This window comes from Rhodoferax bucti (genome assembly GCF_005876985.1).
Taxonomy (GTDB): domain Bacteria; phylum Pseudomonadota; class Gammaproteobacteria; order Burkholderiales; family Burkholderiaceae_C; genus Allorhodoferax; species Allorhodoferax bucti.
The window spans coordinates 1,090,140-1,114,551 of record NZ_VAHD01000001.1 but is presented as its reverse complement, the minus strand read 5'-3'; the positions used below and the strand labels follow the sequence as shown (position 1 = coordinate 1,114,551).

Genomic DNA, 24,412 nt, shown 5'->3' with positions numbered 1-24,412 from the left:
ATGCCAAACATCAACAAAAAAACCTACGAACCCTCCCCCGCCTACTCGGTGGCTTTTTTGGGCCTCGGTGTCATGGGTTACCCCATGGCCGGGCACTTGGCGCGGGCTGGCCACCAGGTGGCGGTGTACAACCGCACCGCTAGCAAATCCGTAGCATGGTGCGCAGAATTTACGGGCGCCAGCAGCCAACTGGGCTCTCATTCGCATGCACCGACGCCACGTGAAGCCGTGCAGCACGCAGACATCGTGTTCTGCTGTGTGGGCAACGATGCAGACCTGCGCAGTGTCACGCTGGGTGACGACGGCGCCTTTGCGGGCATGAAACCGGGCGCGATTTTTGTGGACCACACCACCGCTTCTGCCGACGTGGCACGCGAGCTCAGTGCCGTGGCGCAAACACGCGGCCTGCAGTTCATCGACGCTCCTGTGTCGGGCGGCCAGGCCGGCGCGCAAAACGGCCTGCTTACCGTGATGTGCGGTGGCAATGCCACTGCGTTTGAAGCCGTCAAACCAGTGGCCATGGCGTTCTCGCGGGCCTTCACCCTGTTGGGCGAAAGCGGCTCGGGCCAGCTCGCCAAAATGGTGAACCAGATTTGCATTGCCGGGCTGGTACAAGGCCTGTCCGAGGCCGTGGCGTTTGGCCAGCGCGCCGGGCTGGACATGAACCAGGTGCTGGACGTGATCGGCAAGGGCGCAGCCCAAAGCTGGCAGCTGGACAACCGTGGCAAGACCATGGTGGCCGACAAGTTCGACTTCGGTTTCGCGGTGGACTGGATGCGCAAAGACCTGGGCCTGGTGCTCGACGAAGCCAAGCGCAATGGCGCACGCCTGCCGGTAACGGCATTGGTAGACCAGTTTTATGCCGACGTGCAACTCATGGGCGGCAACCGCTGGGACACCAGCAGCCTGATCAAGCGCCTGAAGTAACAAGGCTCCACACTCCGCCGCCGTGCGGGGGCGCAGGCCCCCTGAGGGGCAATAAAAAAGGCCCCTGTGGGCCTTTTTTACTTCTTCTGCTCAGCAGGCGGCTGCTGGGGCAAGGTGCGGGCCAACTCTTCTTCCGAGATGATTTCCAGAATCCGCACCACGCGCTGCACCCCGCTGGTGTTGCTGATGATGTCGGTTGCGCGTTTGGCTTCACGCGCGGTCACCCGGCCCATGACATACACCGTGCCGCGCTCGGTGGTGAGTTTGAAGGCACTGGCAAACAAATCTTTCGCATCCACCAGGCCGGCTTTGGCGCGGCCGGTCACCAAAGAATCCGAGGAGCGTTGGGTCAGGGTGGAGTTGCCCATGACATCCAGCTCGTTCACGATGTTGCGCACGTTGTCCACGCCGCTCACAATTTTTTCGACCAGCTGCTTGTCCTGCAGATTAGGCACCTCGCCGGTCAGCAGCACCTGGCGGTTGTAGCTGGTCACGTTCACATGCACACGCTCCCCCAGGTTTTCGCGGATACGGCTGGCAGAGCGCAGCTCAATGCCTTCGTCTTCCACCAAGCTGCCGGAGGTGCGGCGGTCGGTAGCCACCAGGCCGGTGCCGACAAATGCGCCCCCCATCACCAGGGGCACACAGGCGCTCAGGCTGGCGGCCAGCAGCGCTGCCAGCGTGAGGCGTTGGATCAAACGGCGGGGTGTGAATGTCATCATGGGGTTTCCTGTTCTCCGAGCAGTTGGGCGTCCACCGCATCACAAATGCAGTGCAGCGCCAAAATATGAACTTCCTGAATGCGGGCCGTGCGGTCGTGGGGCACGCAGATATGCACATCGGTATCCCGCAGGGCCTGGGCCATCTTGCCGCCGCCCTTGCCGGTAAGGCCGACCACCACCATCTCCCGCTCATGCGCGGCCTCAATGGCAGCCAGCACATTGGCCGAGTTGCCGCTGGTAGAAATGGCCAGCAGCACATCCCCCGGCGCACCCAACGCGCGCACCTGGCGCGAGAAGATCACATTGAAGTCGTAGTCATTGGCAATGGCGGTGAGGATGGAGCTGTCGGTGGTCAGCGCAATCGCGCCCAATTCGGGCCGCTCGCGCTCAAAGCGGCCCACGAACTCGGCCGCGAAATGCTGCGCGTCGGCTGCCGAGCCGCCATTGCCGCAGGCCAGCACTTTGCCTCCGCTGGTTACGCAAGCCAGCATGGCTTGTACCGCGTCGGCAATGGGTTTGCTTAAGCCTTGCGCAGATTGGTATTTGAGGTCTGCGCTGTCGATGAAATGTTGTTGAATTCGTTGTTCCAGCATGGCGGGCATGATACCGCGCCCCCTGAAAACCCTGATGTCAGAACCCTTTACGGATGTATCAGGATGCGTCAAACGCGGCGCGCAGCCATTCCACCGCGTCGCCATCGATCACCACCACATCAAAACGGCAGGGTGGCATGGTGCGCAAGGTCAACAAATAGTGCCGTGCGGCAAAGATGATGCGCCGCTGCTTCACATGCCCCACACTGGCCGCGGCACCGCCATGGTCGCTGCGGCTGCGCTTGCGCACCTCCACAAACACGAGGGTGCCATCCCGGTCGCGCAGGATGAGGTCGATTTCGCCCCCGCCGCGCCCGGGCGTCCGATAATTGCGCGCAACGAATTGCAGCCCCTTGGCCTGCAAAAAACCCAAGGCCTGCTCCTCTGCCGCATCCCCGACTTGTTTGGTGCTGGCGCGAGCAGGCCGCGATGGAAGTAAGCCCATATATGAGTGCGTCTTTTTCTTCAGCCATCCAGGCCGCCAAAGAAGCGGCCGGTGCGCAGCATTATCCGCAAGGTGCTTTGTATGTGGTGGCCACGCCCATAGGCAACTTGGCGGACATCACCCTGCGGGCGCTGCATGTGCTGGGCTTGGCCGACGGCATCGCGTGCGAAGACACCCGCCACACGCAGCAAATGCTGCGCGCCTACGGCATCGACAAACCCGGCTCGGCCCTGCTCGCGGTGCACCAACACAACGAAACTGAAGCCGCCCAGGCCGTGATTGCACGCCTGCGGGAAGGACAACGCATCGCCTACGTGAGCGATGCTGGCACACCAGGCGTGAGCGACCCAGGCGCCCGCCTGGTCGCGCAAGTGCGGGCGCAGGGCTTGACAGTGATTCCGCTGCCGGGTGCCAGCAGTGTGGTGACCGCCGTGTCAGCGGCAGGCCTGGTGGATGCGGGCGAGAGCCATAGCGGCTTTTTATTCCGGGGCTTTTTGTCGTCCAAGGCCACCGAGCGGCAGCACCAAATTGCCGCACTGGCCACCCAGCCTCACGCCGTGGTGTTGCTGGAGGCCCCCCACCGCATGGAAGCACTGGCACAGGCTCTGGCCGTGCTGGGCGAGCGCAAGCTCACCGTAGGGCGGGAGCTGACCAAACAGTTTGAGGAAATTGCCACCGTGGAAGCGGCTGGATTTGCCGCCTGGCTGGCCCAGGACGCCAACCGCCTGCGCGGCGAATTCGCCCTGGTGATTCACCCTGCCGTGACGCAAGAAGCCACCCAGGATGACCGCGTGCTGCATTTGCTGCTGGAGCAACTGCCGCTCAAATCCGCCGTCAAACTAGCCGCCGACATCACCGGCGAGCCACGCAACGCGCTATACGAGCGGGCTTTGCTGCTTAAGCGCGGGGCCTCGGCAGAAGACTAGGCCTTCTTCGCGGCAACCCACGCCGCCACATAGGCCCTTGCCCGCTCTTCCACCTGCGCGACACTGACACCAGGGGCGAAGAGCTGGCTGCCGATACCGAAACCTGTCGCGCCTGCAGCCACCCAACCCGGGATGCTCTCGGGCGTGATACCACCCACGGGCCACAAATCGGTGCCCGCCGGCACGACCGACTTCAAAGCTTTGAGGCCGCCATGCCCTAGCGACTCGGCCGGAAACAGCTTGAGCGCATGCGCGCCGGCTTGCAGAGCCGCAAAGGCCTCGGTAGGCGTCGCCACACCAGGGGCGGCCAGCATACCCAGCGCCACCGCACGGCGAATCACCGCCGGGTCGCAGTTGGGCGACACCAGCAGGCGGCCACCGGCGGCATGCACCTCTTCCACATGCGCCTCGGTGAGCATGGTTCCACCACCAATCAGGGTGTCAGCGGGCATACCAGCTGCGAGAGCAGCTATACATTCGATAGCACCCGGGCGATTCAACGGCACTTCCAACGTGCGAAAGCCTGCGGCATACAGCGCCCGACCCACGTCCAAGGCCTCGGCAGGCGCCAAGCCCCGCAGAATGGCGATCAAGGGCAGGTTGCGCGCGGCAGTCAGCAAAGGATGGGACGTGCTCATGAGGTGCTCCAGTGGGAATGAATATGCTGCACGGCCGCCAAAAAGGCCTGGCGTGCATCCAGAATGTCAAAGCTCGTGCCGAGTTGCAACGCAGCCTTTTGGTACAGCGCTGCCAACTGGGGCGACCCAATCAGGCGGAACGCTGCCGGAGAGCCTCCCGGCCCGCTACCCAGCACGTCTTTCAACTCCGTGCCGATCAACAAGCCGCTCAGGTAAGACGTGGTGTGCCCGGCCGGCATGTCTTTGGCCACCACGCGGGCACGGGCGCTGAACAGCACATGGCTCAGGGCATGGCCGCCTGCCGCCTGCACACCTTCCGCAAAGGCCGCATCGCTCCAATCAGGTTCGTTGCCTGCACTAGCAGCCGCTGCAGCCAGCGTGCCGTGTTTGCGCAGCAGGTCAAACAACTCGCCCGTCATGTAAGTGCGCAGTTGCAGCACCCGCCCCTCCTCCAGCAGCACCCACTTGCTATGGGTGCCGGGCAAGACAAACCATCCGGAGTGCTGGCCTTGTGCGCAAGCGCCCAACAACTGGGTTTCTTCCCCCCGCATCACATCCGGCAGGCCGACGGCATTGCGCACGCAATAGCCCGGCAGCAGCAGCACAGGGGCTGCGCCGTTGGCATCCGGCACCCGGTAGGCGTGGGCGGCAAGCGCCGTCAGAGGCACCGAGGCATCCACATAGGGCACCTCATGCCAGCCCAAGGCACTGCCCACCATGCCGGACGCAATAACCAATGCCGGCGAAGGGGTGCCCAGCACCTCCAGCGCCGACGTGAGGGCCTGCGGGAACCGCCCCTTGCAGGCGAGTGCGCCATCGCTGTCGTGCATTTCTTGCAGGCAGTCGCCTTGCGGAGTGAGGCTATAGGCGCGGCGATGGGTGGTACCCCAATCCACCCCGACAATGCGGGTAGTCGAATTCAAAGACATGGTGAATCAATCCAATGGTGTGAGGCCCGATTTAAACATATGATGATTAACCTCCATTTTCACCCCTCTGCACACCATCCATGAGCGCACAAACACCCCGCCAGGGAGCCACCTACACCGGCCGCAAGCTGCATGGCCTGGTTGTCCAGCAACTAGGACACCGCGTGGTGGGCGGCACCTACGCCGCCGGTAGTGTGCTCCCCAATGAGGAGTTGCTGTGCCAGGAACTGGCCGTGAGCCGCACGGCACTGCGCGAAGCGGTGAAGGTACTGGCCGCCAAAGGCCTGCTGGAGGCCCGCCCCCGCATTGGCACCCGGGTGCGCAGCCGCGACCACTGGAATTTGCTGGACCCGGATATTTTGGCCTGGCGCTGCGCCACCGGGGTGGACGCCGAATTTTTGCGCCACCTCACCGAATTGCGCGAGATCATTGAGCCCTCTGCCGCAGCACTGGCTGCCACCAGCCGCACGTCCGAGCAACTGGAGGCCATTGCCTCGGCCTTGCATGCCATGGAGGCCGCCAGCAACATCACCGAGTGGGTGCAGGCCGACCTGGGCTTTCACACCGCCGTGCTCAAAGCCACCAACAACCCCTTGCTGATGCCCCTGGCCGCCATCATTGGCAGCGCACTCGAGTCCTTGCTCGGCGTGACAGCCCGCACCTCGGACAACTTCAACCAGGCCCTGCCCGATCACCGCAAGGTATTTGAGGCCATTCAGGCGCAAGAACCGCAAAACGCCTTGCACCGCATGGCGGGCATGCTCTCTGACACCCGCAAGCTGATCCGCCAGACCATCCAGCCTGACGTCAGTTGACAGCGTAAACACTACGTTTATTTGTATGACAAATAAACGCTTTGTTTTACAATCCGGCGATTCTTCAGCCCTTGGAGCCCCATGAAGCCGGACACCCTTTCCCACTTCGCCCACTACCCGAGCTTGAGCGGACGCAGCGTCTTTGTGACGGGCGGCAGCTCCGGCATCGGTGGTGACATCGTGATTGCCTTTGCCCGCCAGGGGGCCCACGTGGCCTTCACCGGCCGCAATGCCGAGGCCGCCCAGCAGGTCATCGACGCCGCCAAAGCACTGGGCCCCGAGCCCCTGTTTTTGCAAAGCGATGCGGCCGATGTGCAGGCACTGCAATCGGCCATTGCCACCGCCGCAGCGAAGTTTGGCGACATCACCGTGCTGGTCAACAACGTGGCCAACGACCAGCGCCACGAACTGGCTGAGGTGACCGCTGACGACTTTGACTGGCGCGTGTCCGTCAACTTGCGCCCCCACTTTTTTGCCGCTCAAGCAGTGGCCGAAGGCATGAAGCGCGCCGGCGGAGGCGCGATCGTGAACCTGGGCTCCACCAGCTGGAAGATCAAGGGCAAGGGCTACCCGGTCTATGCCACCTGCAAGTCCGCCACCGTGGGTCTGACCCGCAGCCTGGCGCGCGAGCTGGGCGAGTTCAACATCCGCGTCAACACTCTTACCCCCGGGTGGATCATGACCGACAAGCAGCTGACGATGTGGGTCGATGAGGCCGGCGAGCGCGCCATGAAAGAAAACCACTGCCTGCCCGGCCGCATCCTGGGCGCGGACGTGGCGAATATGGCCCTGTTCCTGTCGGCTGCCGACAGCGGCATGGTGACGGCGCAAGACTTTGTGGTGGATGCCGGATGGACCTGATGAACCCCACTCCTCCCACCGCCATCTGGCCCGCGGAATTGCAACTGGGCGAAGGGCCCTTGTGGCATGCCACCAGCCAGCGCTTTTTCTTTGTAGACATCCATGGTTGCGCCGTGCATGCCTGGACACCCGCCACCGACCGCCGCCAAAGCTGGAAGATGCCCCAGCGCGTGGGCTGGCTGATTCCGCGCAAAGACGGTGACGGCTTCATGGCCGGCTTACAGAGCGGCATCGTTCGCCTGTGGCTGGAGCCGGATGTGCGCTGGGAGCCTGTGGCCCAGCCCCATGCAGACAAACCCGAGGTGCGGCTCAACGATGCCAAGGCCGACGCCCAGGGACGCATTTGGGCCGGGTCCATGGACAACGACGATCCATCCCGCCGGCAGGGTCAGTTGGCGTGCCTGGACACAGACGGACGCTGCGAGGTGGTGGAAACCGGCATCTACATTGCCAACGGCCCGGCCATTGCGCCGGACGCCCGGTGGATGCTACATACCGACAGCTTTCTCAACACCGTGTATCGCTACGAGCTGGGCGCGGATGGCCGCCTGGGCAACAAGACCGTGTGGCGAGTATTCAGCGATGCCGAAGGCACCCCCGACGGCATGACCCTGGACGCTGAAGGCCACGTGTGGATTGCCTTTTGGGGCGGCGCGTGCATACGCCAGTTCACTGTGGCGGGCGAATGCCTGCAAACCATCCCCATGCCGGCTTTGCAAATCACCAGCATCGCGTTTGGGGGCGAGGACATGCGCACCATGCTAGTGACCAGCGCGCGCACCGGTTTGAGTGAGGATGTACTGGCCCTGTACCCGGCATCGGGCAGCGTGTTCACCCTGCACACCGGCGCAACGGGCTTGCCTGCCTGCGCGTACGGCGCCCCCCTGGCTGCCTAAGAATCCCCGGCGCGCAGACGGCGGCGGCTGTCTCGCGCGTTGGGCAACCAACCCCGCCACACCCAGCGGGCCAGCAGCATGAGCCCGCGAATCCACTCATCAATCGCGTAGGCCATCCAGATGCCGGGCAAGCCAAACAGGCGCCCCAGCCAGAACGAGCCGACACCCAGCACCAACACCAGCGATGCCACGGCAGAGGTGGCCGGGAAAATCGCATCGCCTGTAGCACGCAGGGCGCCGTTCAAAATGAGGTTGAATACACGCCCTGTCTCCAGAATCAGCGACAACCACAGCAGCGTTTGCGCGGCGTGGATAACGGCAGGGTCTTTGGTAAATGCGCGCATCAGCCACGGCGCCCCCAGCGCCGCCAACAAGGCGAGAGAACCTGAGGCCAGCAAGCCATTGCGCACCGCCTTGCGTACCAGCCGGTTGGCCACCCGCAAGTCGCCCGCACCAATCAAGCGGCCCACCATGATTTCGCAGGCCCAACCGATAGCCATGCTGGTCAGCAACACGTATTTCAACAACTGCAAAGTGTAGGAATGGGTGGCTAAAGCAGTCACCCCCAGTCGGGCCGTTGCCGCCAGAGACACCATGAACGCAGCGCGGTAGGTAATTTCTACCCCTGCACCTGGCAGGCCCACGCGCAACACGGGGCCAAAGTCTTTCCAGCCCACCGCCCACCAATCGCGCGCCGTAGGCACCAGTTGCATACGTACCCGCCAGAACCACAGGTGCAGCACCAGCCCCAGCGCCCGGCTCACCAACATGGCGATGGCATAACCTTCCAGGCCCAAGCCATTCCACTCCCCCCAGCCGCGCATGATGATGAAGGCCAGCCCCAGGTGTGTGGAGTGCATGGCGATCATGATGCGCAGCGAGTCTTTGGCAAACAGGTGCGCGCGCAGCACCGCCGCCATGCTGAGGTTGTAGGCATCCAGCAAGAGCGCCGGCGCAAACCACTGCAGGTACGGGGCGGCCAGCGCCGCCACTTCGTGCGGCGCGTTGAGCCAATCCAGCGCCAAGTCGTTACCCGCCACCACCCCCACCATCACGAAGGTACCGACCCAAGTACTCGCCCCCAGCGCCAACAAAGCCGCCCGGCGGGAGGCGGCATGCTGTGCGCCGCCCAGGTACTGGGTGACCATCACACCCAAACCAATGGCCAGCACGCGAAAAGCCACATTGAGCGTTTCCAGAATCTGGTTCACCAAGCCAAACGCACCGGCCGCCACATCGGACTCATGGGAGGCCAGCCAAAGGCCGCCCATGGCCACGGTCATGCCCAATAAAAATTCGCCGAGCAACGGCCCGGCGATGGTGTTGAGGCGGGGGCGTGCGTCAGTGCTCATGGATTCACTGTAACCCAGCGACGCCCCGCCCGGAGCTTATGCAGCGAGGAAAGCCCCACCCCATGCGGCCAAGGCCAAAGTGCCGTTTTGGACTGACGCCTGCGGCAAGCCGCTGCCCTGCAAGGGCTGGAGATGAGCCCAATCCGCCGGAATGGCCCAGCTCACTGCAGCATCGCTGAAATTGAAGACGCACAGCGTGGTCTCCCCCTCAAACTGGCGCACATAGGCCAGCACCTGAGGATGGGCCTCCAGCACTTGCAAGCTGCCGCTCAACAGGCTGGGGCGGGTTTTGCGCCAGCGCAGCAACTGGCGGTAGAAGTGCAACAGGGATGCACTGTCGCGCTCCTGCACATCCGCGGCCAGGGGCACGTGGGTAGCCGCAACCGGCAACCAGGGCTTTGCTGCGGCAGGTACCGAGGAGAAGCCGAGGTCTGCGGACTGCGATACCCAAGGCATGGGCGTACGGCAACCATCGCGTCCTTTGAACTCGGGCCACATGGTGATGCCGTAGGGGTCTTGCAAATCTTCAAACGCGATGTCTGCCTCGGGCAAGCCCAACTCGTCGCCCTGGTAAATGCACGGGGAGCCGCGCAAAGACATTTGCAATGCAGCTCCCAAACGCAAAAGCGCTGGCACCGCCGTAGGTGCCGTGCTGCCCCACCGGGTGGCGACGCGCACCACGTCGTGGTTGGAAAGTGCCCAGCAAGGCCAGCCGCCGGGCGCGACCTCTTCAAAACGCTTCACAAAACCACGGAAGTGGGCCGCACTGTGGGCCGTGCCCAGCAAGTCAAAGCAATAGGCCATGTGCAGCTTGTCGCCGCCGCTGGTGTACTCGGCCACGCGGGCCAAACCATCGTCATCCCCGATTTCACCCACCATGGTGGTGTTGGGGTATTCGTCCAGCAAAGCGCGCAAGCGGCGCAAGAAGGCCAGGTTTTCGGGCTGACTCTTGTCGTGCTGGTGCCACTGCCAACCGTAGGGGTTGACGGCATTGACCGCGGGGTCTTCGCCATCAGGGCGGCCACGGGGCGGGTTGTCGCGCAGCTGGGCATCGTGGAAATAGAAGTTGGCCGTGTCCAGGCGGTAACCGTCCACCCCCAAGTCCAGCCAGAACTTCACCGTGGCCAAGAGTGCGTCCTGCACCTCGGGGTTATGAAAGTTGAGGTCGGGCTGGCTGGTCAAAAAGTTGTGCATGTAGTACTGGCAACGGCGGGTGTCCCACTGCCAAGCGCTACCGCCAAAAATAGAGAGCCAGTTGTTGGGGGGAGTGCCATCGCTTTTGGCATCGGCCCAGACATACCAGTCTGCCTTGGGGTTGGTGAGGCTGGAGCGGCTCTCTACAAACCAGGGGTGCTGGTCGGAGCTGTGCGAGAGCACCTGATCGATCATCACCTTCAGGCCCAACGCGTGGGCGCGGTCCACCAACTGCTTGAAATCGGCAATCGTGCCAAACATCGGATCGACATCGCAGTAGTCGCTCACGTCGTAGCCGAAGTCTTTCATCGGGCTTTTGAAGAAGGGCGACAGCCAAATGCCGTCCGCGCCTAGCTCAGCCACATAGTCCAGCTTGGCGGTGATGCCGTTCAAATCACCAATGCCATCGCCATTGCTGTCCGCAAAACTACGGGGGTAGATTTGGTAGATGACGCCACCGCGCCACCAGTTGTCGTTGGATGCTTTCGTCATGATCGGATATCCCTTTAAAGAAAACGGCGAACCTGCTCACGCAAATTCGCCTTGCAAGAATCGTACGCGGCCTTACTTGACCGAGCCGGAGAGCAGACCCCGCACAAAGAAACGCTGCAGCGAGAAGAACACTGCCACAGGCACGGCAATTGACACAAAGGCACTGGCTGTCAAGATTTCCCAACTCTCGCCGCGGGAGCCGAGCAAGTCGTTGAGCTTGATGGTGAGGACCACCTGGTCCGGCGCCTTGCCGAGGAAGACCAGGGCAATCAAAAAGTCGTTCCACACCCACAGGAATTGGAAGATCGCAAAGCTGGCCAACGCAGGCACCGACAGCGGCAACACGATGCCGGTGAAGATCTGGAAATGCGAAGCGCCATCCATGCGCGCACTCTCGATGATGTCGCGCGGCAAAGACGCGATGTAGTTGCGCAGCAGGTAGATCGCCAGCGGCAAGCCGAACGCCGAGTGCGCCAGCCATACGCCGAGGTAGGTTTTGGACTCGGTGCCAAAGGCCTCGCCCACCTGGTTGTACAGGCGCAGCAAGGGAATCAGCGACATCTGCAGCGGCACCACCAACAAGCCCACCACCACGATGAACAGAAACTTGCGCCCGGGAAACTCCATCCAACTGAACGCGTAGGCCGCAAATGCCGCGATCAGAATCGGGATGAAAGTAGCCGGAATGGTGACCTTGAAGGTATTCAAAAAGGCTTGGCCCACGCCCTCACCCGCAATCACTTTTTCATAGTTTTGCGTCATGAAGACCGGTGGGGACTCGGCCACATAAAACACGCGCACACCCCGGTCTTTGTCATAGGGCTGGCTCAGCTCCAAGCGGTAGCTGCCATCGGCCTGCACGCTCAAGGTGCCATCAGGTTGGCCGTCTTCCTCATCAAAAATCTGGCCGTCCTCCACTTGCACGGAGGTGCCCACGGCAAACTCTTTGGGGTTGGACGATTTGAGCGAGAACTGCTTGATCTTGATGCCACCGCCTTCGGCAAACAGGCGGCCGCTGATGACATAGCGGTCGCCTTCTTTCACCAGACTTTGGACACCGGCGGTGCGACGCATGTCTGCACGCGTCTGGGTAGACAAGGCCGTCCACCAGCCACTGGACACCAGTTGGGTTTTCTCGCGGAAGCTCGACACCAGCAAGCCGAAGGTGGGCAGGACCCACATCAGCACGATGACCAGCAACAAAGCCTGCGCCATCAGGGAAGGAAGGGAAAAATACTTTTTCATCGTTGTGCCTCCTCGGTACGGAAGCGGCGGATGTTGAAGGCCATCACCGGTACCACTGCAAACATCAAAACCATCGCCAATGTGGAACTGCGGCCGTAATCGCCACCGCCACGGAACATCCAGTCGTACATCAGATTACCCAGCACGCTGGTATCCCACTGGCCACCGGTCATCGCCATCACGATGTCAAACACCTTGAGCACGGTGATGGTGATGGTGGTCCACACCACCAGAATGGTGGACATGACTTGGGGCACCATGATCTCGAAAAAGATCTGCAACTCGCTGGCGCCATCAATGCGTGCCGCCTCAATGGTTTCGTGCGGCACACCACGCAGCGCGGCAGACAGAATCACCATCGCAAAGCCCGTCTGAATCCAGATCAGGATGGCCATCAAAAAGAAGTTGTTCCAGAACGGCACAGTCACCCAGGCTTGGGGCTGAAAACCCATGCCCATGACGATGGCGTTCAAGATGCCGATCTGATCAGCGTCGGGGCCGCGGAAGTCGTACACAAACTTCCAGATCACGCTGGCGCCCACAAAGCTGATGGCCATAGGCATGAACACCATGGACTTGGCAAAGCCGCCCCACCACACGCGGTCGGCCAGCACTGCCACCACCAAACCGAATGCGGTGGCAGCAGCAGGCACCACCAGCAACCACATGAAGTTGTTGCGGATGGTCAGCAAAAAGTTTTGGTCTACAAACACCCAGCGGAAGTTCGCCAAACCCACGAACTGCTCACCGGTCGCGTCATAGAAGCTCAAGCGGAAGGTTTCAAACAGCGGGTACACCAAGTAGGTACCCAGAAGCAGCAGGGCCGGAGCGATGAACAGCCAGGGCCGCACGTTGTTACGCGCCATTTCGCGGCCATAACGGGTGCCGATCGGCAGATGCACAATTTTGTCCAACACGAAGTTGGAGCCTGCAAAGTACAGCAAGCAGAACGCAATGCTGACCAGTACAGCGGAGAGGGTCTGGAGGACTTGATCAGTCATGGGATCAATGCTTTTGCGTGTTGCGGGAAAGATTTCAAAAGGGCCGGCAGCCGAAGCCGCCGGCCTGAAGACGTGCCGCGTGGCGACGTCAGAGGAGATACTTACTTGATAGCGTCCCAGCTCTTCTGGATTTCGTCAGCCACTTCTTTGGCAGATGCACCGCCGGAGTAATTGACCATGCCCTTCCAGAAGCTGCCTGCACCCACTGCGCCGGGCATCAGGTCGGAGCCGTCAAAGCGGAAGGTGGTGGCGTTTTGCAAAATCTCGCCTTGCTTGCGCAGCGACGCAGTTTTGTACTTAGCCAGGTCCACACCCTTGTGCGGTGTCAGGAAACCGCCTTCAGCCATCCAGATTTCATGCGACTGGGGGTGCTGCAGATATTCCATGAACGCGCGGGCGCCCTTGCTGTCCTTGGTGATGGTCAGGATCGTGCCGCCACCGAGAACGGGATTGCCCAGCTTCTTGCTGCTGTAAGAAGGGAAGTAGAAGAAGTCGGCTTCGTCGGTCTTGCCTTCGGGGAAGAAAGCGGGAATGAACGATGCTTGGCGGTGCATGTAGCACTTGGGTGGGGATCCGAACAAGCCTTTAGGGCTGTCCTTGAAGCTCACGGTGGCCACGGCCTTGGCGCCGCCGTCTACATACGCATCGTTCTTGGCGAACCAGCCGTAGGCTTCGATCGCTTCAATCACACGCTTGTCGTTGAACTTCATCTTGTTGCTGACCCAGTCGTCATACACCTCAGGGGTCTGGGTGCGCAACATCATGTCTTCCACCCAGTCGGTGGCGGGCCAGCCCGTGGCGGCATCAGAACCCAGGCCGATACACCAAGGCTTGCCACCGTCGGCAGCGATTTTCTTGGTCAGTGCTTGCAGCTCTTCCATGGACTTGGGCACTTTGTAGCCCTTTTCCTTGAAGTTCTCGGGCACGTACCAGACCAGGCTCTTCACGTTCACGTTGTAGAACATGCCGTAGAACTCTTTCTTGCCGGCCTTGTTGGCGTAGGTGCCCAAGTCCGCCCAGGAGCTGCCGGCGGCGTAGTTCTTTTTCACCCATTCCTGGGCCTTGGCACCCAGGGGCTTCAGGCCGTCGATGGCGGCCATGTTGGCGGCCAAACCGGGCTGGGGGAACACCGAGATATTGGACGGCGAGCCGGCCTTGATGTCGATCACGATTTGCTGCTCGGAGCTCTGTGAGCAAGAGTGCTTCACGGTGGCACCAGTGGCTTTCTCAAAGTTGGCAATCACCTTTTTGAACATGCCTTCTTCAGCACCGGTCCACGGGCAGGTGATGGTGACGACTTCACCCTTCAAGTCCGGCCCTTTGTAGTCTGCAGCCATTGCCGGAGCGGCTACGGCACCCCACACCAGAGCGGTGGCTCCGGCAATCACGGTTTTCTTCATCATCGTCTTCTCCTCATGGTGCATCGCGGCCCATCCGCGCTGCGTTGTTGAAACAGGCTTAGTCAACGCGCTTGCCGTCCGCGTTGAACTTGTACAAATGCTCAGGCGCAAAGCCCAGTGAAATTGCGGCGCCGGGCTGCAAGCCCAATGTGCCGTCCATGCGCGCGGTAATTTCGCCAAATGCACCGGCAGTGACATAGGCAAAGGTTTCGTTACCGAGCTGCTCGGAATGCTTCAAGGTGCCTTGAATCGGGCCGCCTTCGGTCACTTTCAAATGCTCAGGGCGCAAGCCGATGGTGGCCACGTTGTGGCGCGCCGCTAAGTCACCACCCAAAAAGTTCATTTGCGGGGAGCCAATGAAGCCGGCCACAAACAGGCTCGCAGGCTTGTTGTACAAATCCAGCGGCTTGCCGACCTGCTCGACGCGGCCCTTGTTGAGCACCACGATCTTGTCGGCCAAAGTCATGGCCTCCACCTGGTCGTGGGTCACGTAAATCATGGTGGCCCCGAGACGGCGGTGCAAGGTGGCCAACTCCACACGCATCTTGGTGCGTAGCGCAGCGTCCAGGTTGGAGAGCGGCTCGTCAAACAAAAACACCTTGGGGTCGCGCACGATGGCACGGCCAATGGCCACGCGCTGACGCTGTCCACCTGAGAGTGCCTTGGGCAAACGGTCCAGATATTCGGTGAGTTGCAGGATGTCAGACGCCTCGCGCACCCGGCGCTCGATCTCGGCCTTGGGGGTCTTCGCAATCTTCAAAGCGAAGGCCATGTTGTCAAACACCGTTTTATGCGGGTACAGCGCATAGCTCTGAAACACCATGGCCACACCGCGCTCGGACGGGCCGAGGTCGTTCACCCGGGCGCCGCTAATGTTCAGGTCGCCACCGGAAATTTCCTCCAGGCCGGCAATCATGCGCAGGAGCGTGGTCTTGCCGCAGCCGGAAGGCCCCACAAAGACCGCGAACTCGCCGGGCTCGATATCGAGATCGATGCCGTGAATGACATCGGCCTTGCCGTAGTTTTTGACGATTCCGCGCAAGCGGACATCCGACTGACTCATACACATGCTCCTGACGAGACACGCAACCGGTAAGCGGCTGCCACAAAGTTTCACGGATCGTAATTAAATTACCGCCTAAAACACCTCGGGCAAACCCTTAGATAATCACTTATTTCGCTGTTTTTTTGCAAAAACAAAACCGGTTTTGTACAAAGAAGCCACACCGGCGGCAAACCTGAAGACCAAGCCCTCAGGCGGCAATAAAGTTACAGTCCGGTTACGGCTTGAAATCGTTTTCAAAATTCTGCCATGGCCACGACAAAATTTCAGCCATTCGTTGCAGGACCCAGCGAGATTGGGGCTCAGACAGCACACAGGGCTCGGTACGTAATCCGGTGTAACAACGCGCAATCACGTCCTGCTCGGTCACGCCGAGCTTGAATTGCAAATCCGCCGCAGTGGGCGCCAGCATGTGGGCCATGTCTTCACACAACTCATAGTCGGCTAGCACCTGCGCCCACGGGGCCGTGGGCTTGGCGCGACCTACCGGCGTATAGAGCGCTAAAAAGGAAGGGGGTATCTCGATGGGGGGGGCAAAGTCAGTCATGGGCCATTGTGGCGCAGCGCCCTGGCCACGCGCTGGCACACACGCCGGTCTACAGGCGGGTCCACACACAGCCCACGCGGTATCCGCAGCGCCAGGCTAGGCGCCCCGGGCGGCCCACACGCACTCAGGCAGGCCAGGCGCGCAATGAAGCATCATTTAGCCCTCTAGCGCTCGCAGAATCAGCGCGAGCAGCTATGCTTTTAATAGCAAATCAGGCGAGGGGTGGCAGCAACCCTGCCGCGCGCAGCTTGTCTTTTTTGCTGGGCCGGCGGCCCTTGACGCCGCCAGCGGCCTGGTCGCGGCTCACCGTGGGCAGCGCCACCTCTGGCTCGAAGCCGGCCACTGTTTCACGCACCACTTCCAGGGCGTGGCGCTTCTCGATCAGCGCGAAGTGCGCCGCGTTCTCTGCGGTCACAAAACTCACCGCCATGCCGCGCAAGCCCGCCCGCCCGGTGCGACCGATGCGATGGATGTAGTCGGCAGCGGCGCGAGGCAAATCAAAGTTCACCACCACCGGCAGGCCTGCAATGTCCACACCCCGCGCGGCTACGTCGGTGGCCACCACCACCTGCACGTCGCTGGCCTTGAAATCGGCCAGCACCTGGCCGCGTTTACCCTGACTCAGTTGGGCATGGAAGGGCTCGGCCTGCAAGCCCGCCCGGCGAAGTTTGTCGGCCACCATTTCGGCGGCGTATTTGGTGGCGACAAACACCAGCACCCGGGGCCATTGCTCTTGCTGCACCAAGTGGCGCAACAACTGGGTGCGGCGGGACGGATCAACCGTGACGGCGCGCTGCATGATGTCGGGTGCGGCTTGCATACCGGTGTCGATGGTGACCTCCACCGGATCGCGCAAGCGCGCCTCTGCCAGGCGGCGCACTGCCGCGCTGTAAGTGGCCGAAAACAGCAGGCTTTGCCGCTGCGCAGGCACCATGGCCAGCACGCGCTCCAGCTCTTCGGCAAAGCCCAGGTCCAGCATGCGGTCTGCTTCGTCCAGCACCAAGGTTTCTACCCGGCCCAGGTCCAGGGCATTGTGCGCAACGATGTCCAGCAAGCGGCCGGTGGTGGCGACCACCACATCGGTGCCACCGCGCAAGGCCATTAACTGCGGGTTGATGGACACCCCACCGAATACCACCGACACACGCACCGGCAGACCCGCAACACGCGCCAGCCCCGAGAGCACACCGCCCACTTGCACCGCCAGCTCGCGCGTAGGCACTAACACCAAGGCTTGGGGATGGCGAAAACCGGCGCTGGATGCCGGCTTGCAACGCTGCAACACAGCCAAGGCAAAGGCGGCTGTTTTGCCCGAGCCGGTTTGGGCACATACCAGCACATCACGGCCGGCCACAGCGGGCGGCACGGCGGCTGATTGCACGGGAGTGGGCTGGGCATAGCCCTGCTGCGCCATAGCGGCAACCAGGGTCTCGTGGAGACCCAAGGAAGAAAATGTCATACGGGATTACTCTCTGGCATCAACGGCGGCAGGAGCCCCCGCAGGCGCCTTACGCGGCGCTGCCGCGCTTGGGTTGTGCAGGGGCGTGGATGAACTGGCCGCTACGGTTGAGGCGGGTCGCCAACGCATCCAGGTACCCCAGCAGGCGCTCGGCTTGCAAGGGCTTTTGGTACAGGGTGACCCAGTTGGGCAGGCGGCCGTCGTCTTCCACCTCTTTGCGGGTGAGCGCGGTGAGCACAATCACTTCAATCGGCTGGTAAGCGGCCTCTTGGGCCATGGTATTGATGAGGTGGTAGCCATCGAATGGCTTCATCATCAAATCCGTCACCACCAAATCAGGGCGCTGGCGCTCCAATTGGATCAGCGCTTGCGAGGCATCGTTGGCCACGGTGAGCGCCACCTCGTGCCCGCCGCGGGCCAGCAAGGCTTGGAAATACGCTACCTGCACCGGATCATCTTCTGCCAACAGCACGCGCATGGGGCGGGCGCCGGATTCGCTGCTGGTGGTGGTGCCGCGTGACTGCACCAGTTTGTCAATGGCACTGCGGAAAATACGGCGATGCCCACCCGGCGTGACCCACGCTTCGAGCTCCCCGCTGATCACCATCTTCTGCACCGAGGTGGTGGAGAGGCCCAAGATGCGGGCGGCTTGTTGGGTGGTCAGGACATCGCTGCTATTGGTCATGGTCGGACGGAAGTGGGGTGGATATTCCTCACTGAAATTCAAATTTCTCAGTTTTGGGGCTTCGGGTGCATTTTACGCAATGCGCCGCCAAATCAACCCGTTACTTTGAAGCCGTCCGCTCTTTATTACAAAATTAAAACAGGCAAAGTGTGATTTTTAATGCCACTCTTTGGCATCCGCCACGTCGGGCATGGCGGTCAACTCGCCCGGTACCGTCAATGCGAACTCGGGTTCCGGTTCCCGGATTTCGATAGGTTTCGACAAGCAAGCTTTGAACCCCGACTGCATACGGGCCACCACATTGGGGTTCAGCCAAAAGGTATTCACCGGCGCCGACGAGGATTTAGAAGATTGCGACATGGCTTTTATTCATTCAATTCAATTTAATTGAAATATAACGAATTAAGCCTGAAAGTCAAGTTTTAAACAGGCCGCCCTTTGCCGACCTGTTATTCGGCTTCGCGCATCACACCAAGGCGCGCAACTCCTGCGCCGCATCTTGCAGCACCGGCAACAAGGTGCGCACAAAGTCCTCCGCCTCCCAGCGGTGGGGGGCCGCCACCACATTCAGGGCGCCCACCACCACCCCCTGAGCATTACGCAGCGGTACCGCCAAAGCCTGCACGCCCAATTCGTGCTCTTGCACGGCGAGGCTGAAGTCGTTTTTGCGGGCCGCATCAATCAGGCCTTTGAGCGCCTTGGTATCCGTCACCGTGTGGGCCGTGAGGCGGCGCAAGGTGTGGGTGGTGAGCCATTGCTGTAACGCCGGCTTGGCCAAGCCGGCCAGCAGCACCCGCCCGGTCGAGGTGGCGTGCGCGGGCAACCGCGCCCCCAAGTGCAAACCGTAGGCCAACACCTGCACCTTGCCGGTGGCCGAGCTGCGCCAGTCGTTACCGCTGCGCGCCACGATCACCACCTCATCCCCATCCAGCACCACCGCAGAGAAGGACTCCTGCGTCTGCGCCGCCAGGCGGTTGAGCGTGGGCTGCACCGCCCGAGGAAAACGCGCAGAGGCTAGGTAGGTGCCGGAGAAACGCAGTATCTTGCTGCTGAGCCAGAAGTAGCTGCCATCGCTCTCCAAATAGCCCAGATGCGCCAGGGTGAGTAGGTGGCGCCGGGCTGCCGCGCGGGTAATGCCGGCACGCTGGGCCGCCAGGGTCGCATTGAGCTTCTGGCGCTCGGTGTCAAAACTCTCCAGCACCGCCATGCCTTTGGCCATGCCGGCAATCAAATCAGTCGCCGCAATCGGCGGGGCCTCGCGCCCATCTTGCAACCACGCCATAAAGAGTCCTTGCGATGTATTGCGCGGTGATCGCACAAGCATGCCAATGATCGCACAAAGCCGTCACGAGCATGGTGACACTAGACCGGCACAAATTTACGCTCAACTCATTCACCCAAGGAGCACTATGCGTACCCAAGTTGCCATCATCGGAGCGGGCCCCTCCGGCCTGTTGCTCGGACAGTTGCTGCACAAAGCCGGCATTGATGCCGTCATCCTGGAGCGCCAGAGCGCGGATTACGTGCTCTCGCGCATCCGGGCCGGCGTGCTGGAGCAAGTCACCACCGATTTGCTGGACGAGGCGGGTGTCAGCCAACGCATGCACGCAGAAGGGCTGCCCCACACCGGCTTCGATTTGCTGTTCCAGGGCAGCCGCCACCGCATTGACCTGCAAGCCCTGACCGGCGGACAAAAAGTGATGGTGTACGGGCAAACCGAAGTCACCCGCGATTTGATGGAAGCCCGCCAAGCCGCAGGCCTGCCCACCATTTACGAAGCATCGGACGTGAGCATCCATGACTTCGACACCGCAACTCCACGCGTCAGGTACCAAAAAGACGGGGCCTGGCACGAACTGACCTGCGACTTCATTGCCGGCTGCGATGGTTTTCATGGCGTGTGCCGCGCCAGCGTGCCTGCAGGCGCCATCACCGAGTATGAAAAGGTCTACCCCTTCGGCTGGCTGGGCCTGCTATCGGACACGCCGCCCGTGCACCACGAGCTGATTTACGCCAACAGCCCGCGTGGGTTCGCCCTGTGCTCACAGCGCAGCGCCACCCGCAGCCGCTACTACCTGCAAGTGCCCCTGACCGAGCGGGCCGACCAATGGACGGACGACGCCTTTTGGGCCGAGCTGCGCAAGCGCCTCGACCCGCAGGCCGCCGAAGCCCTGGTCACTGGCCCCTCGCTGGAAAAAAGCATTGCCCCCTTGCGCAGCTTTGTGACGGAGCCGATGCGCTTCGGCCGCTTGTTTTTGGCCGGCGATGCCGCCCACATCGTGCCGCCCACAGGTGCCAAGGGATTGAACCTGGCGGCCACGGATGTGAAATACCTGTCGTCGTCCCTCATCGAGTTCTACCAAGAGCAATCGTCGGCAGGCATTGACCATTACTCCCAGCGATGCCTGCAGCGCATCTGGAAGGGCGAGCGCTTCTCCTGGTGGTTTACCAGCCTGATACACCGCTTCCCCGATGGCGGCGCCATTGGCCAGAAGTTGCAGGACGCAGAGCTTCAATACCTGGTGCAATCCACCGCCGCATCCACCGCACTGGCGGAGAACTACGTGGGCCTGCCGCTTTAAGCGGCCTCCATGCACCCTGCGCTTGTAAGCGCAGGCCGTCTGCGGTAGTCTGGCTGACAAAAGCCGCAGGGGGAAATGTCGCAATGTCAGTCCGAGACCCTAGGTCCAGCGAAGCACTGGACCGCATCTCTATCGCTCGCCAACCCATCGTCAACACAGAGCGTGCCGTGGTGGCTTACGAGCTGTTCAACCGCACTCTGGCTGGCGGCGCGCATTCGCAAGCGAGTGACATGGCGCTGGCCCTGCATGCGGTGGCGGAAAGTGCGGCCCCCTTTGCCACCAGCAAACACGACGTGTTCATTCACTCGGTCCACGCCGGGCTGGAGGGGCCGCATTGGGACTTTGTAAACCCGAGCACCACCGTCATCGAAGTGCCCCCTGCCCCACAACATGCACCGGACTTCATTGCCAGCCTGAGCACCACGTTGCAAGCCTTGCGCATCCGCGGGTTCCGGCTGGCGTTCAAACACAGCGTAGTGGCACCGGTTTACAAGCCGTGGCAGGCGTTGGCAGACTTTGTGAAGCTCGATACCTCGCGCATCGACCCCGCCCAACGCAAACCGCTGGTACAAGCCGCCAAGGCCCGTACCAGCGCCCGCCTGATTGCCGAGAAAATCGAAACTGCTGAGCAGCTGGAATCCATGACGGCGCTGGGCATTCCTGCGTTTCAGGGCTTTTGGTTTTCCATGCCGGAGACCATCCAGTCCCGCGTGCTCACCCCTCGCCAGACCATGGCCCTCCAGCTCGTGGCGCGCCTGCAAGCACAGGCCCCGCTGGACGAGATTGAAGTGGTGCTCAAAAAAGATGCCGGCTTGGGGGTGAGCTTGCTGCGCATCATCAACTCGGCGGCCACGGGCTTGCAGCACAAAGTCACCTCCCTGCGCCAGGCCGTGATGCTGATGGGCTATGCACGACTCACCCGCTGGGCCGCCATGCTGCTCACCCAAACCCATGACCAAGCCAGCCTGCAAGCCACCGCCGCCGTGGTGCGCGGCCGCATGATGGAGCTGCTGGTACAAGCAGCGCCCGACGTCGGCGACCCCGGCGCGGCATTTCTGGTGGGGCTGCTCTCGCAAATCGACCAGTTGCTGGGGCAGCCGATGGGCCAATTGCTCAACCAGCTGGGCCTGGACGATTCCGTAGCCGAGGCCCTGCAACACGGCACCGGCCCCTACGGCGGCCTGTTGGCGCTGGTCGTGGCCTGCGAAAGTGATGATGAAGCTGCCTTCTCAGCCGCCTTTCGCCAGCTGCCCTTTTCGCTGCGACAGATCAATATCGCGCACATGGAATCGCTGGCCTGGGCGGATAGCATGGAGACATGACACCTCCACGCCTCCAATCCAACAGCCCGACTTCTGACAACCCCAAATTCGGGCGCTTGCTGGCCGTGTGCGGGTTTGCCGTGCTGTTTTGCGGCATGCTGGTCTGGCTCATGGCCGATGTGTTTACCGACTGCTGCGACCTCTCCTGGCTGGGGCGCATCTTTCGCTAGGCAACCCGGCGGAGAAGCCGAATCTTTACATTGCACCGGTAAACGCCCGCACGCCGGGCGGAGTTAAAGAAGGTGCGAGTGCATCTCGCCATGGCTTCGCACAGGCTTTACATGGCCTACCGACAATGCGCTCCATGCACCGAAAGCGAGTCATGAAGTTCATTCCGTCGATAGTGTTGGTATCCGTCTGCGCCACATGGAGCGCAGCCTGCGGGGCGCAAGATCTGGGCCGCGTGCTCTCCACCCAGCCCATCATTCAACAGGTGGCCGTGCCACGGCAAGTGTGCAGCAACCAACAGGTAGAGGTCGTTCCACAAAAATCCGGCGCAGGCGCTGTGATGGGCGCGGTGGCCGGCGGAGCCATCGGCAATTCGGTAGGACGTGGTGCAGGCAATGCAGCAGCCACCGTCATTGGCGTGCTGGGCGGTGCCGTGTTGGGCGACCGGATCGAAGGCAGCCCGTCACCCCAGGTGCAAACCGTGCGCAGTTGCAATGTGCAAAACATGTATGAGACACGCACCGTGGCCTACAACGTGGTGTACGAATACGCAGGGCGCCAGTACAGCGTGCAATTGCCGAACGACCCAGGCCCGACCATTGCACCCCAAGTCACTCCGGTGGGCAGTGTTGCGCCTAACGTCGTTACCCAAGCGACCGTGGCAACACTACCGCCCGTGTATACGCAGCCTGCGGTGATCGAGTCCCAAGTGATTTACCAACCCTACTATCCACGCCCGTATTACTACCCGGCGGTGCGATTGAACTTTGACTACGGGTATGGGGGGCACCGTCATTGGCGCTGAGAGGGGTGACTGGTGCGACTGGCGGGGATCGAACCCACGACCCTTGGCTTCGGAGGCCAATACTCTATCCACTGAGCTACAGTCGCTAACACAGGCTGGCATTGTAGGTGTTTTCAAAAGGTCGGCCGCTATAATCCCGAGCTGATTCGAAGGCCCTGATTATTTTGAGGACACCCATGAGCGACAACAGCCAAGCCACTGTGCACGAAGAAGCCCACACTGGCCCTATCAAGACGCCCAAACAATTGTTGCTGGCAGCGTTCTTTTCGTTCGTGATCCCCATCTTTGTGATCATCGGCTTGGTGTACTACGTTACGTCTGCCAACAAACCTGCCGCCGGCGCCGTGAATATGGAAAAGGCAACGGCCGAGCGCATCCAAAAAATTGGCATGGTCGAAGTCCGCGATGCCAACCGCGAGCTCAAGTCGGGTGAAGACGTGTTCAAAGCCCAATGCTCTGCCTGCCACAGCTCCGGTGCAGCGGGCGCCCCCAAGTTTGGCGATGCTGCTGCATGGGGCCCCCGTATCAAAACCGGCTTTGAAGCCTTGGTGAACTCTGCCATGAAGGGCAAAGGCGCCATGGGTGCACAGGGTGGTGGCGATTTTGACAACCTGGAAATTGCCCGTGCTGTGGTTTATATGGCCAACGCTGGCGGAGCCAAGTTTGACGAACCCAAGAAGCCTGCGGCCGAAGCCAAGTAAACCCCACCTGCTTCCAACTTCAAAGCCGACTTTGGTCGGCTTTTTTGCGTCTAGCGCCCGTAGATCCTGCGCAACCAGCTATGAAAAGCATAGCAACCCTAATGGGTTGCCGGATTGGCTTGCGGACTGGTGACGTAGCCAAATCGTGTCGGCAGCGCATCGGTACGTACCTCGAGCGGCTGCCACGCACCGCGCTCAACCTGCTCCGCCGCGCGCTCCATGTCGGCGGTGTGCACCAAGCCAAAACCCAGCGGTGTGTCCAGGTAAAGCCACCCGGCATCATCCAGATAGCAAGCTAGCACGTCCGTGGGCACCCCGGTGTGCGATGTGACGGCGCCCTGCCCGTCCACACGCCAGATGTAGGGCGTGCACTGCAATTCCACATACACCCGTTGCGGGCCGTTTTGGAAATACCAGCGCCCCTGCGCATCCGAGGCGTAGTTGCGGGCGATGAAACCCAGCAGCTTTTCGTGCTGGAGCACGCTGCCCTTGGCGCCGGGTAATCCACTGGCAAACGGGCCTGCGGCTTGCGCCGCGTCGTCCCGCAGGCACCACTGCCCTCGGGTGTCCAGGCCGAGCCAACCGTAGCAATCGGGCACGTTGGGCCACTTGACCATGGCTTGCTGAACGATGTCATCCATTGC

Annotated in this window: 27 protein-coding genes and 1 tRNA gene; 10 read left to right on the top strand and 18 right to left on the bottom strand. The window is 61.6% G+C overall.

Features of this window, described 5'->3' with window-relative positions:
• A complete protein-coding gene (locus tag FDM28_RS05380; protein WP_138513744.1) occupies nt 1-927 on the top strand; it encodes an NAD(P)-dependent oxidoreductase in 927 nt (308 codons plus the stop codon).
• Nucleotides 928-1,004: 77 nt separating this feature from the next.
• On the opposite strand, the gene FDM28_RS05375 is transcribed toward FDM28_RS05380, so the two are convergent.
• From FDM28_RS05375 to FDM28_RS05365, 3 genes are read right to left on the bottom strand one after another with little or no spacing between them, the layout of a single operon-like run.
• Nucleotides 1,005-1,646: a BON domain-containing protein gene (locus FDM28_RS05375; protein WP_240791919.1), complete on the bottom strand. Its 642-nt coding sequence runs from the start codon at nt 1,644-1,646 to the stop codon at nt 1,005-1,007.
• Entirely contained in the window at nt 1,646-2,242 is a 597-nt protein-coding gene (locus FDM28_RS05370) for a phosphoheptose isomerase (protein ID WP_138513741.1), read from the bottom strand. Before FDM28_RS05370 ends, FDM28_RS05375 begins: the two co-directional genes overlap by 1 nt.
• 58 nt (nt 2,243-2,300) lie before the next feature.
• Entirely contained in the window at nt 2,301-2,687 is a 387-nt protein-coding gene (locus FDM28_RS05365) for a YraN family protein (protein WP_138513739.1), read from the bottom strand.
• A gap of 2 nt (nt 2,688-2,689) precedes the next feature.
• Here FDM28_RS05365 and rsmI point away from each other — a divergent pair, with 2 nt between their 5' ends.
• Nucleotides 2,690-3,613 carry a 16S rRNA (cytidine(1402)-2'-O)-methyltransferase gene (gene rsmI / locus FDM28_RS05360; RefSeq protein ID WP_138513737.1) on the top strand — a complete coding sequence of 308 codons (924 nt, stop codon included), beginning with the start codon at nt 2,690-2,692 and terminating at the stop codon, nt 3,611-3,613.
• On the opposite strand, the gene FDM28_RS05355 is transcribed toward rsmI, so the two are convergent.
• Both FDM28_RS05355 and FDM28_RS05350 read right to left on the bottom strand, forming a co-directional pair.
• Nucleotides 3,610-4,251, bottom strand: a complete 642-nt coding sequence (locus tag FDM28_RS05355; protein ID WP_138513735.1) for a 2-dehydro-3-deoxy-6-phosphogalactonate aldolase — start codon at nt 4,249-4,251, stop codon at nt 3,610-3,612. The two genes, rsmI and FDM28_RS05355, sit on opposite strands and share 4 nt — an antisense overlap.
• Nucleotides 4,248-5,180, bottom strand: coding sequence for a 2-dehydro-3-deoxygalactonokinase (locus tag FDM28_RS05350; RefSeq protein WP_138513733.1), 933 nt, complete (start codon nt 5,178-5,180; stop codon nt 4,248-4,250). The genes FDM28_RS05355 and FDM28_RS05350 overlap by 4 nt, the downstream gene beginning before the upstream one ends.
• Nucleotides 5,181-5,260: 80 nt before the next feature.
• On the opposite strand from FDM28_RS05350, the gene FDM28_RS05345 reads away from it, so the two are divergent.
• The 3 genes from FDM28_RS05345 (at nt 5,261) to FDM28_RS05335 (ending at nt 7,752) form a co-directional block, all read left to right on the top strand.
• Nucleotides 5,261-5,995, top strand: a complete 735-nt coding sequence (locus tag FDM28_RS05345) for a FadR/GntR family transcriptional regulator (RefSeq protein ID WP_138513731.1) — start codon at nt 5,261-5,263, stop codon at nt 5,993-5,995.
• Nucleotides 5,996-6,076: 81 nt separating this feature from the next.
• Nucleotides 6,077-6,856, top strand: coding sequence for an SDR family NAD(P)-dependent oxidoreductase (locus FDM28_RS05340; RefSeq protein WP_138513729.1), 780 nt, complete (start codon nt 6,077-6,079; stop codon nt 6,854-6,856).
• On the top strand, nt 6,856-7,752 hold the full coding sequence (locus FDM28_RS05335; protein WP_170211598.1) for an SMP-30/gluconolactonase/LRE family protein: 897 nt from the start codon (nt 6,856-6,858) through the stop codon (nt 7,750-7,752). The genes FDM28_RS05340 and FDM28_RS05335 overlap by 1 nt, the downstream gene beginning before the upstream one ends.
• Here the strand turns inward: FDM28_RS05335 and FDM28_RS05330 are convergent.
• From FDM28_RS05330 to FDM28_RS05280, 11 genes are all read right to left on the bottom strand, one after another.
• A complete protein-coding gene (locus FDM28_RS05330) occupies nt 7,749-9,104 on the bottom strand; it encodes an MATE family efflux transporter (protein WP_138513725.1) in 1,356 nt (451 codons plus the stop codon). The genes FDM28_RS05335 and FDM28_RS05330 overlap by 4 nt on opposite strands.
• A gap of 36 nt (nt 9,105-9,140) precedes the next feature.
• On the bottom strand, nt 9,141-10,790 hold the full coding sequence (locus FDM28_RS05325) for an alpha-glucosidase family protein (protein WP_138513723.1): 1,650 nt from the start codon (nt 10,788-10,790) through the stop codon (nt 9,141-9,143).
• Nucleotides 10,791-10,862: 72 nt separating this feature from the next.
• Nucleotides 10,863-12,035 (bottom strand): carbohydrate ABC transporter permease, encoded by a 1,173-nt coding sequence (locus FDM28_RS05320; protein ID WP_138513721.1) that lies wholly within the window; start codon nt 12,033-12,035, stop codon nt 10,863-10,865.
• A complete protein-coding gene (locus FDM28_RS05315) occupies nt 12,032-13,036 on the bottom strand; it encodes a carbohydrate ABC transporter permease (RefSeq protein WP_138513719.1) in 1,005 nt (334 codons plus the stop codon). Before FDM28_RS05315 ends, FDM28_RS05320 begins: the two co-directional genes overlap by 4 nt.
• A 101-nt stretch (nt 13,037-13,137) precedes the next feature.
• On the bottom strand, nt 13,138-14,439 hold the full coding sequence (locus FDM28_RS05310) for an ABC transporter substrate-binding protein (RefSeq protein WP_206021913.1): 1,302 nt from the start codon (nt 14,437-14,439) through the stop codon (nt 13,138-13,140).
• A gap of 55 nt (nt 14,440-14,494) precedes the next feature.
• Nucleotides 14,495-15,499 (bottom strand): ABC transporter ATP-binding protein, encoded by a 1,005-nt coding sequence (locus FDM28_RS05305; protein ID WP_138513717.1) that lies wholly within the window; start codon nt 15,497-15,499, stop codon nt 14,495-14,497.
• A gap of 217 nt (nt 15,500-15,716) precedes the next feature.
• Entirely contained in the window at nt 15,717-16,046 is a 330-nt protein-coding gene (locus FDM28_RS05300; protein WP_138513715.1) for an ATPase with chaperone activity, read from the bottom strand.
• 211 nt (nt 16,047-16,257) lie between these two features.
• Entirely contained in the window at nt 16,258-17,505 is a 1,248-nt protein-coding gene (locus tag FDM28_RS05295; protein ID WP_138513713.1) for a DEAD/DEAH box helicase, read from the bottom strand.
• 49 nt (nt 17,506-17,554) lie between these two features.
• Nucleotides 17,555-18,190, bottom strand: coding sequence for a response regulator (locus FDM28_RS05290; RefSeq protein WP_138513711.1), 636 nt, complete (start codon nt 18,188-18,190; stop codon nt 17,555-17,557).
• A 156-nt stretch (nt 18,191-18,346) separates the two neighbouring features.
• On the bottom strand, nt 18,347-18,550 hold the full coding sequence (locus FDM28_RS05285) for a hypothetical protein (RefSeq protein WP_138513709.1): 204 nt from the start codon (nt 18,548-18,550) through the stop codon (nt 18,347-18,349).
• A 106-nt stretch (nt 18,551-18,656) separates the two neighbouring features.
• Nucleotides 18,657-19,472, bottom strand: coding sequence for an IclR family transcriptional regulator domain-containing protein (locus FDM28_RS05280; RefSeq protein ID WP_138513707.1), 816 nt, complete (start codon nt 19,470-19,472; stop codon nt 18,657-18,659).
• A gap of 127 nt (nt 19,473-19,599) precedes the next feature.
• On the opposite strand from FDM28_RS05280, the gene pobA reads away from it, so the two are divergent.
• The 4 genes from pobA (at nt 19,600) to FDM28_RS05265 (ending at nt 23,067) form a co-directional block, all read left to right on the top strand.
• Nucleotides 19,600-20,772 carry a 4-hydroxybenzoate 3-monooxygenase gene (gene pobA / locus FDM28_RS05275; RefSeq protein WP_138513705.1) on the top strand — a complete coding sequence of 391 codons (1,173 nt, stop codon included), beginning with the start codon at nt 19,600-19,602 and terminating at the stop codon, nt 20,770-20,772.
• 83 nt (nt 20,773-20,855) lie between these two features.
• Nucleotides 20,856-22,094, top strand: a complete 1,239-nt coding sequence (locus FDM28_RS05270) for an EAL and HDOD domain-containing protein (protein ID WP_138513704.1) — start codon at nt 20,856-20,858, stop codon at nt 22,092-22,094.
• Nucleotides 22,091-22,264 carry a hypothetical protein gene (locus FDM28_RS17605; protein WP_170211596.1) on the top strand — a complete coding sequence of 58 codons (174 nt, stop codon included), beginning with the start codon at nt 22,091-22,093 and terminating at the stop codon, nt 22,262-22,264. Before FDM28_RS05270 ends, FDM28_RS17605 begins: the two co-directional genes overlap by 4 nt.
• Before the next feature lie 152 nt (nt 22,265-22,416).
• A complete protein-coding gene (locus tag FDM28_RS05265; protein ID WP_138514280.1) occupies nt 22,417-23,067 on the top strand; it encodes a glycine zipper 2TM domain-containing protein in 651 nt (216 codons plus the stop codon).
• A gap of 10 nt (nt 23,068-23,077) precedes the next feature.
• Here the strand turns inward: FDM28_RS05265 and FDM28_RS05260 are convergent.
• A tRNA-Arg gene (locus FDM28_RS05260) sits at nt 23,078-23,153 on the bottom strand.
• A 90-nt stretch (nt 23,154-23,243) separates the two neighbouring features.
• Between FDM28_RS05260 and FDM28_RS05255 the strand changes: the two genes are divergently transcribed.
• Nucleotides 23,244-23,768 (top strand): c-type cytochrome, encoded by a 525-nt coding sequence (locus FDM28_RS05255; RefSeq protein WP_138513703.1) that lies wholly within the window; start codon nt 23,244-23,246, stop codon nt 23,766-23,768.
• Nucleotides 23,769-23,866: 98 nt separating this feature from the next.
• On the opposite strand, the gene FDM28_RS05250 is transcribed toward FDM28_RS05255, so the two are convergent.
• Nucleotides 23,867-24,409, bottom strand: a complete 543-nt coding sequence (locus FDM28_RS05250) for a DUF2946 family protein (RefSeq protein ID WP_138513701.1) — start codon at nt 24,407-24,409, stop codon at nt 23,867-23,869.
• Nucleotides 24,410-24,412 lie beyond the last annotated feature (3 nt).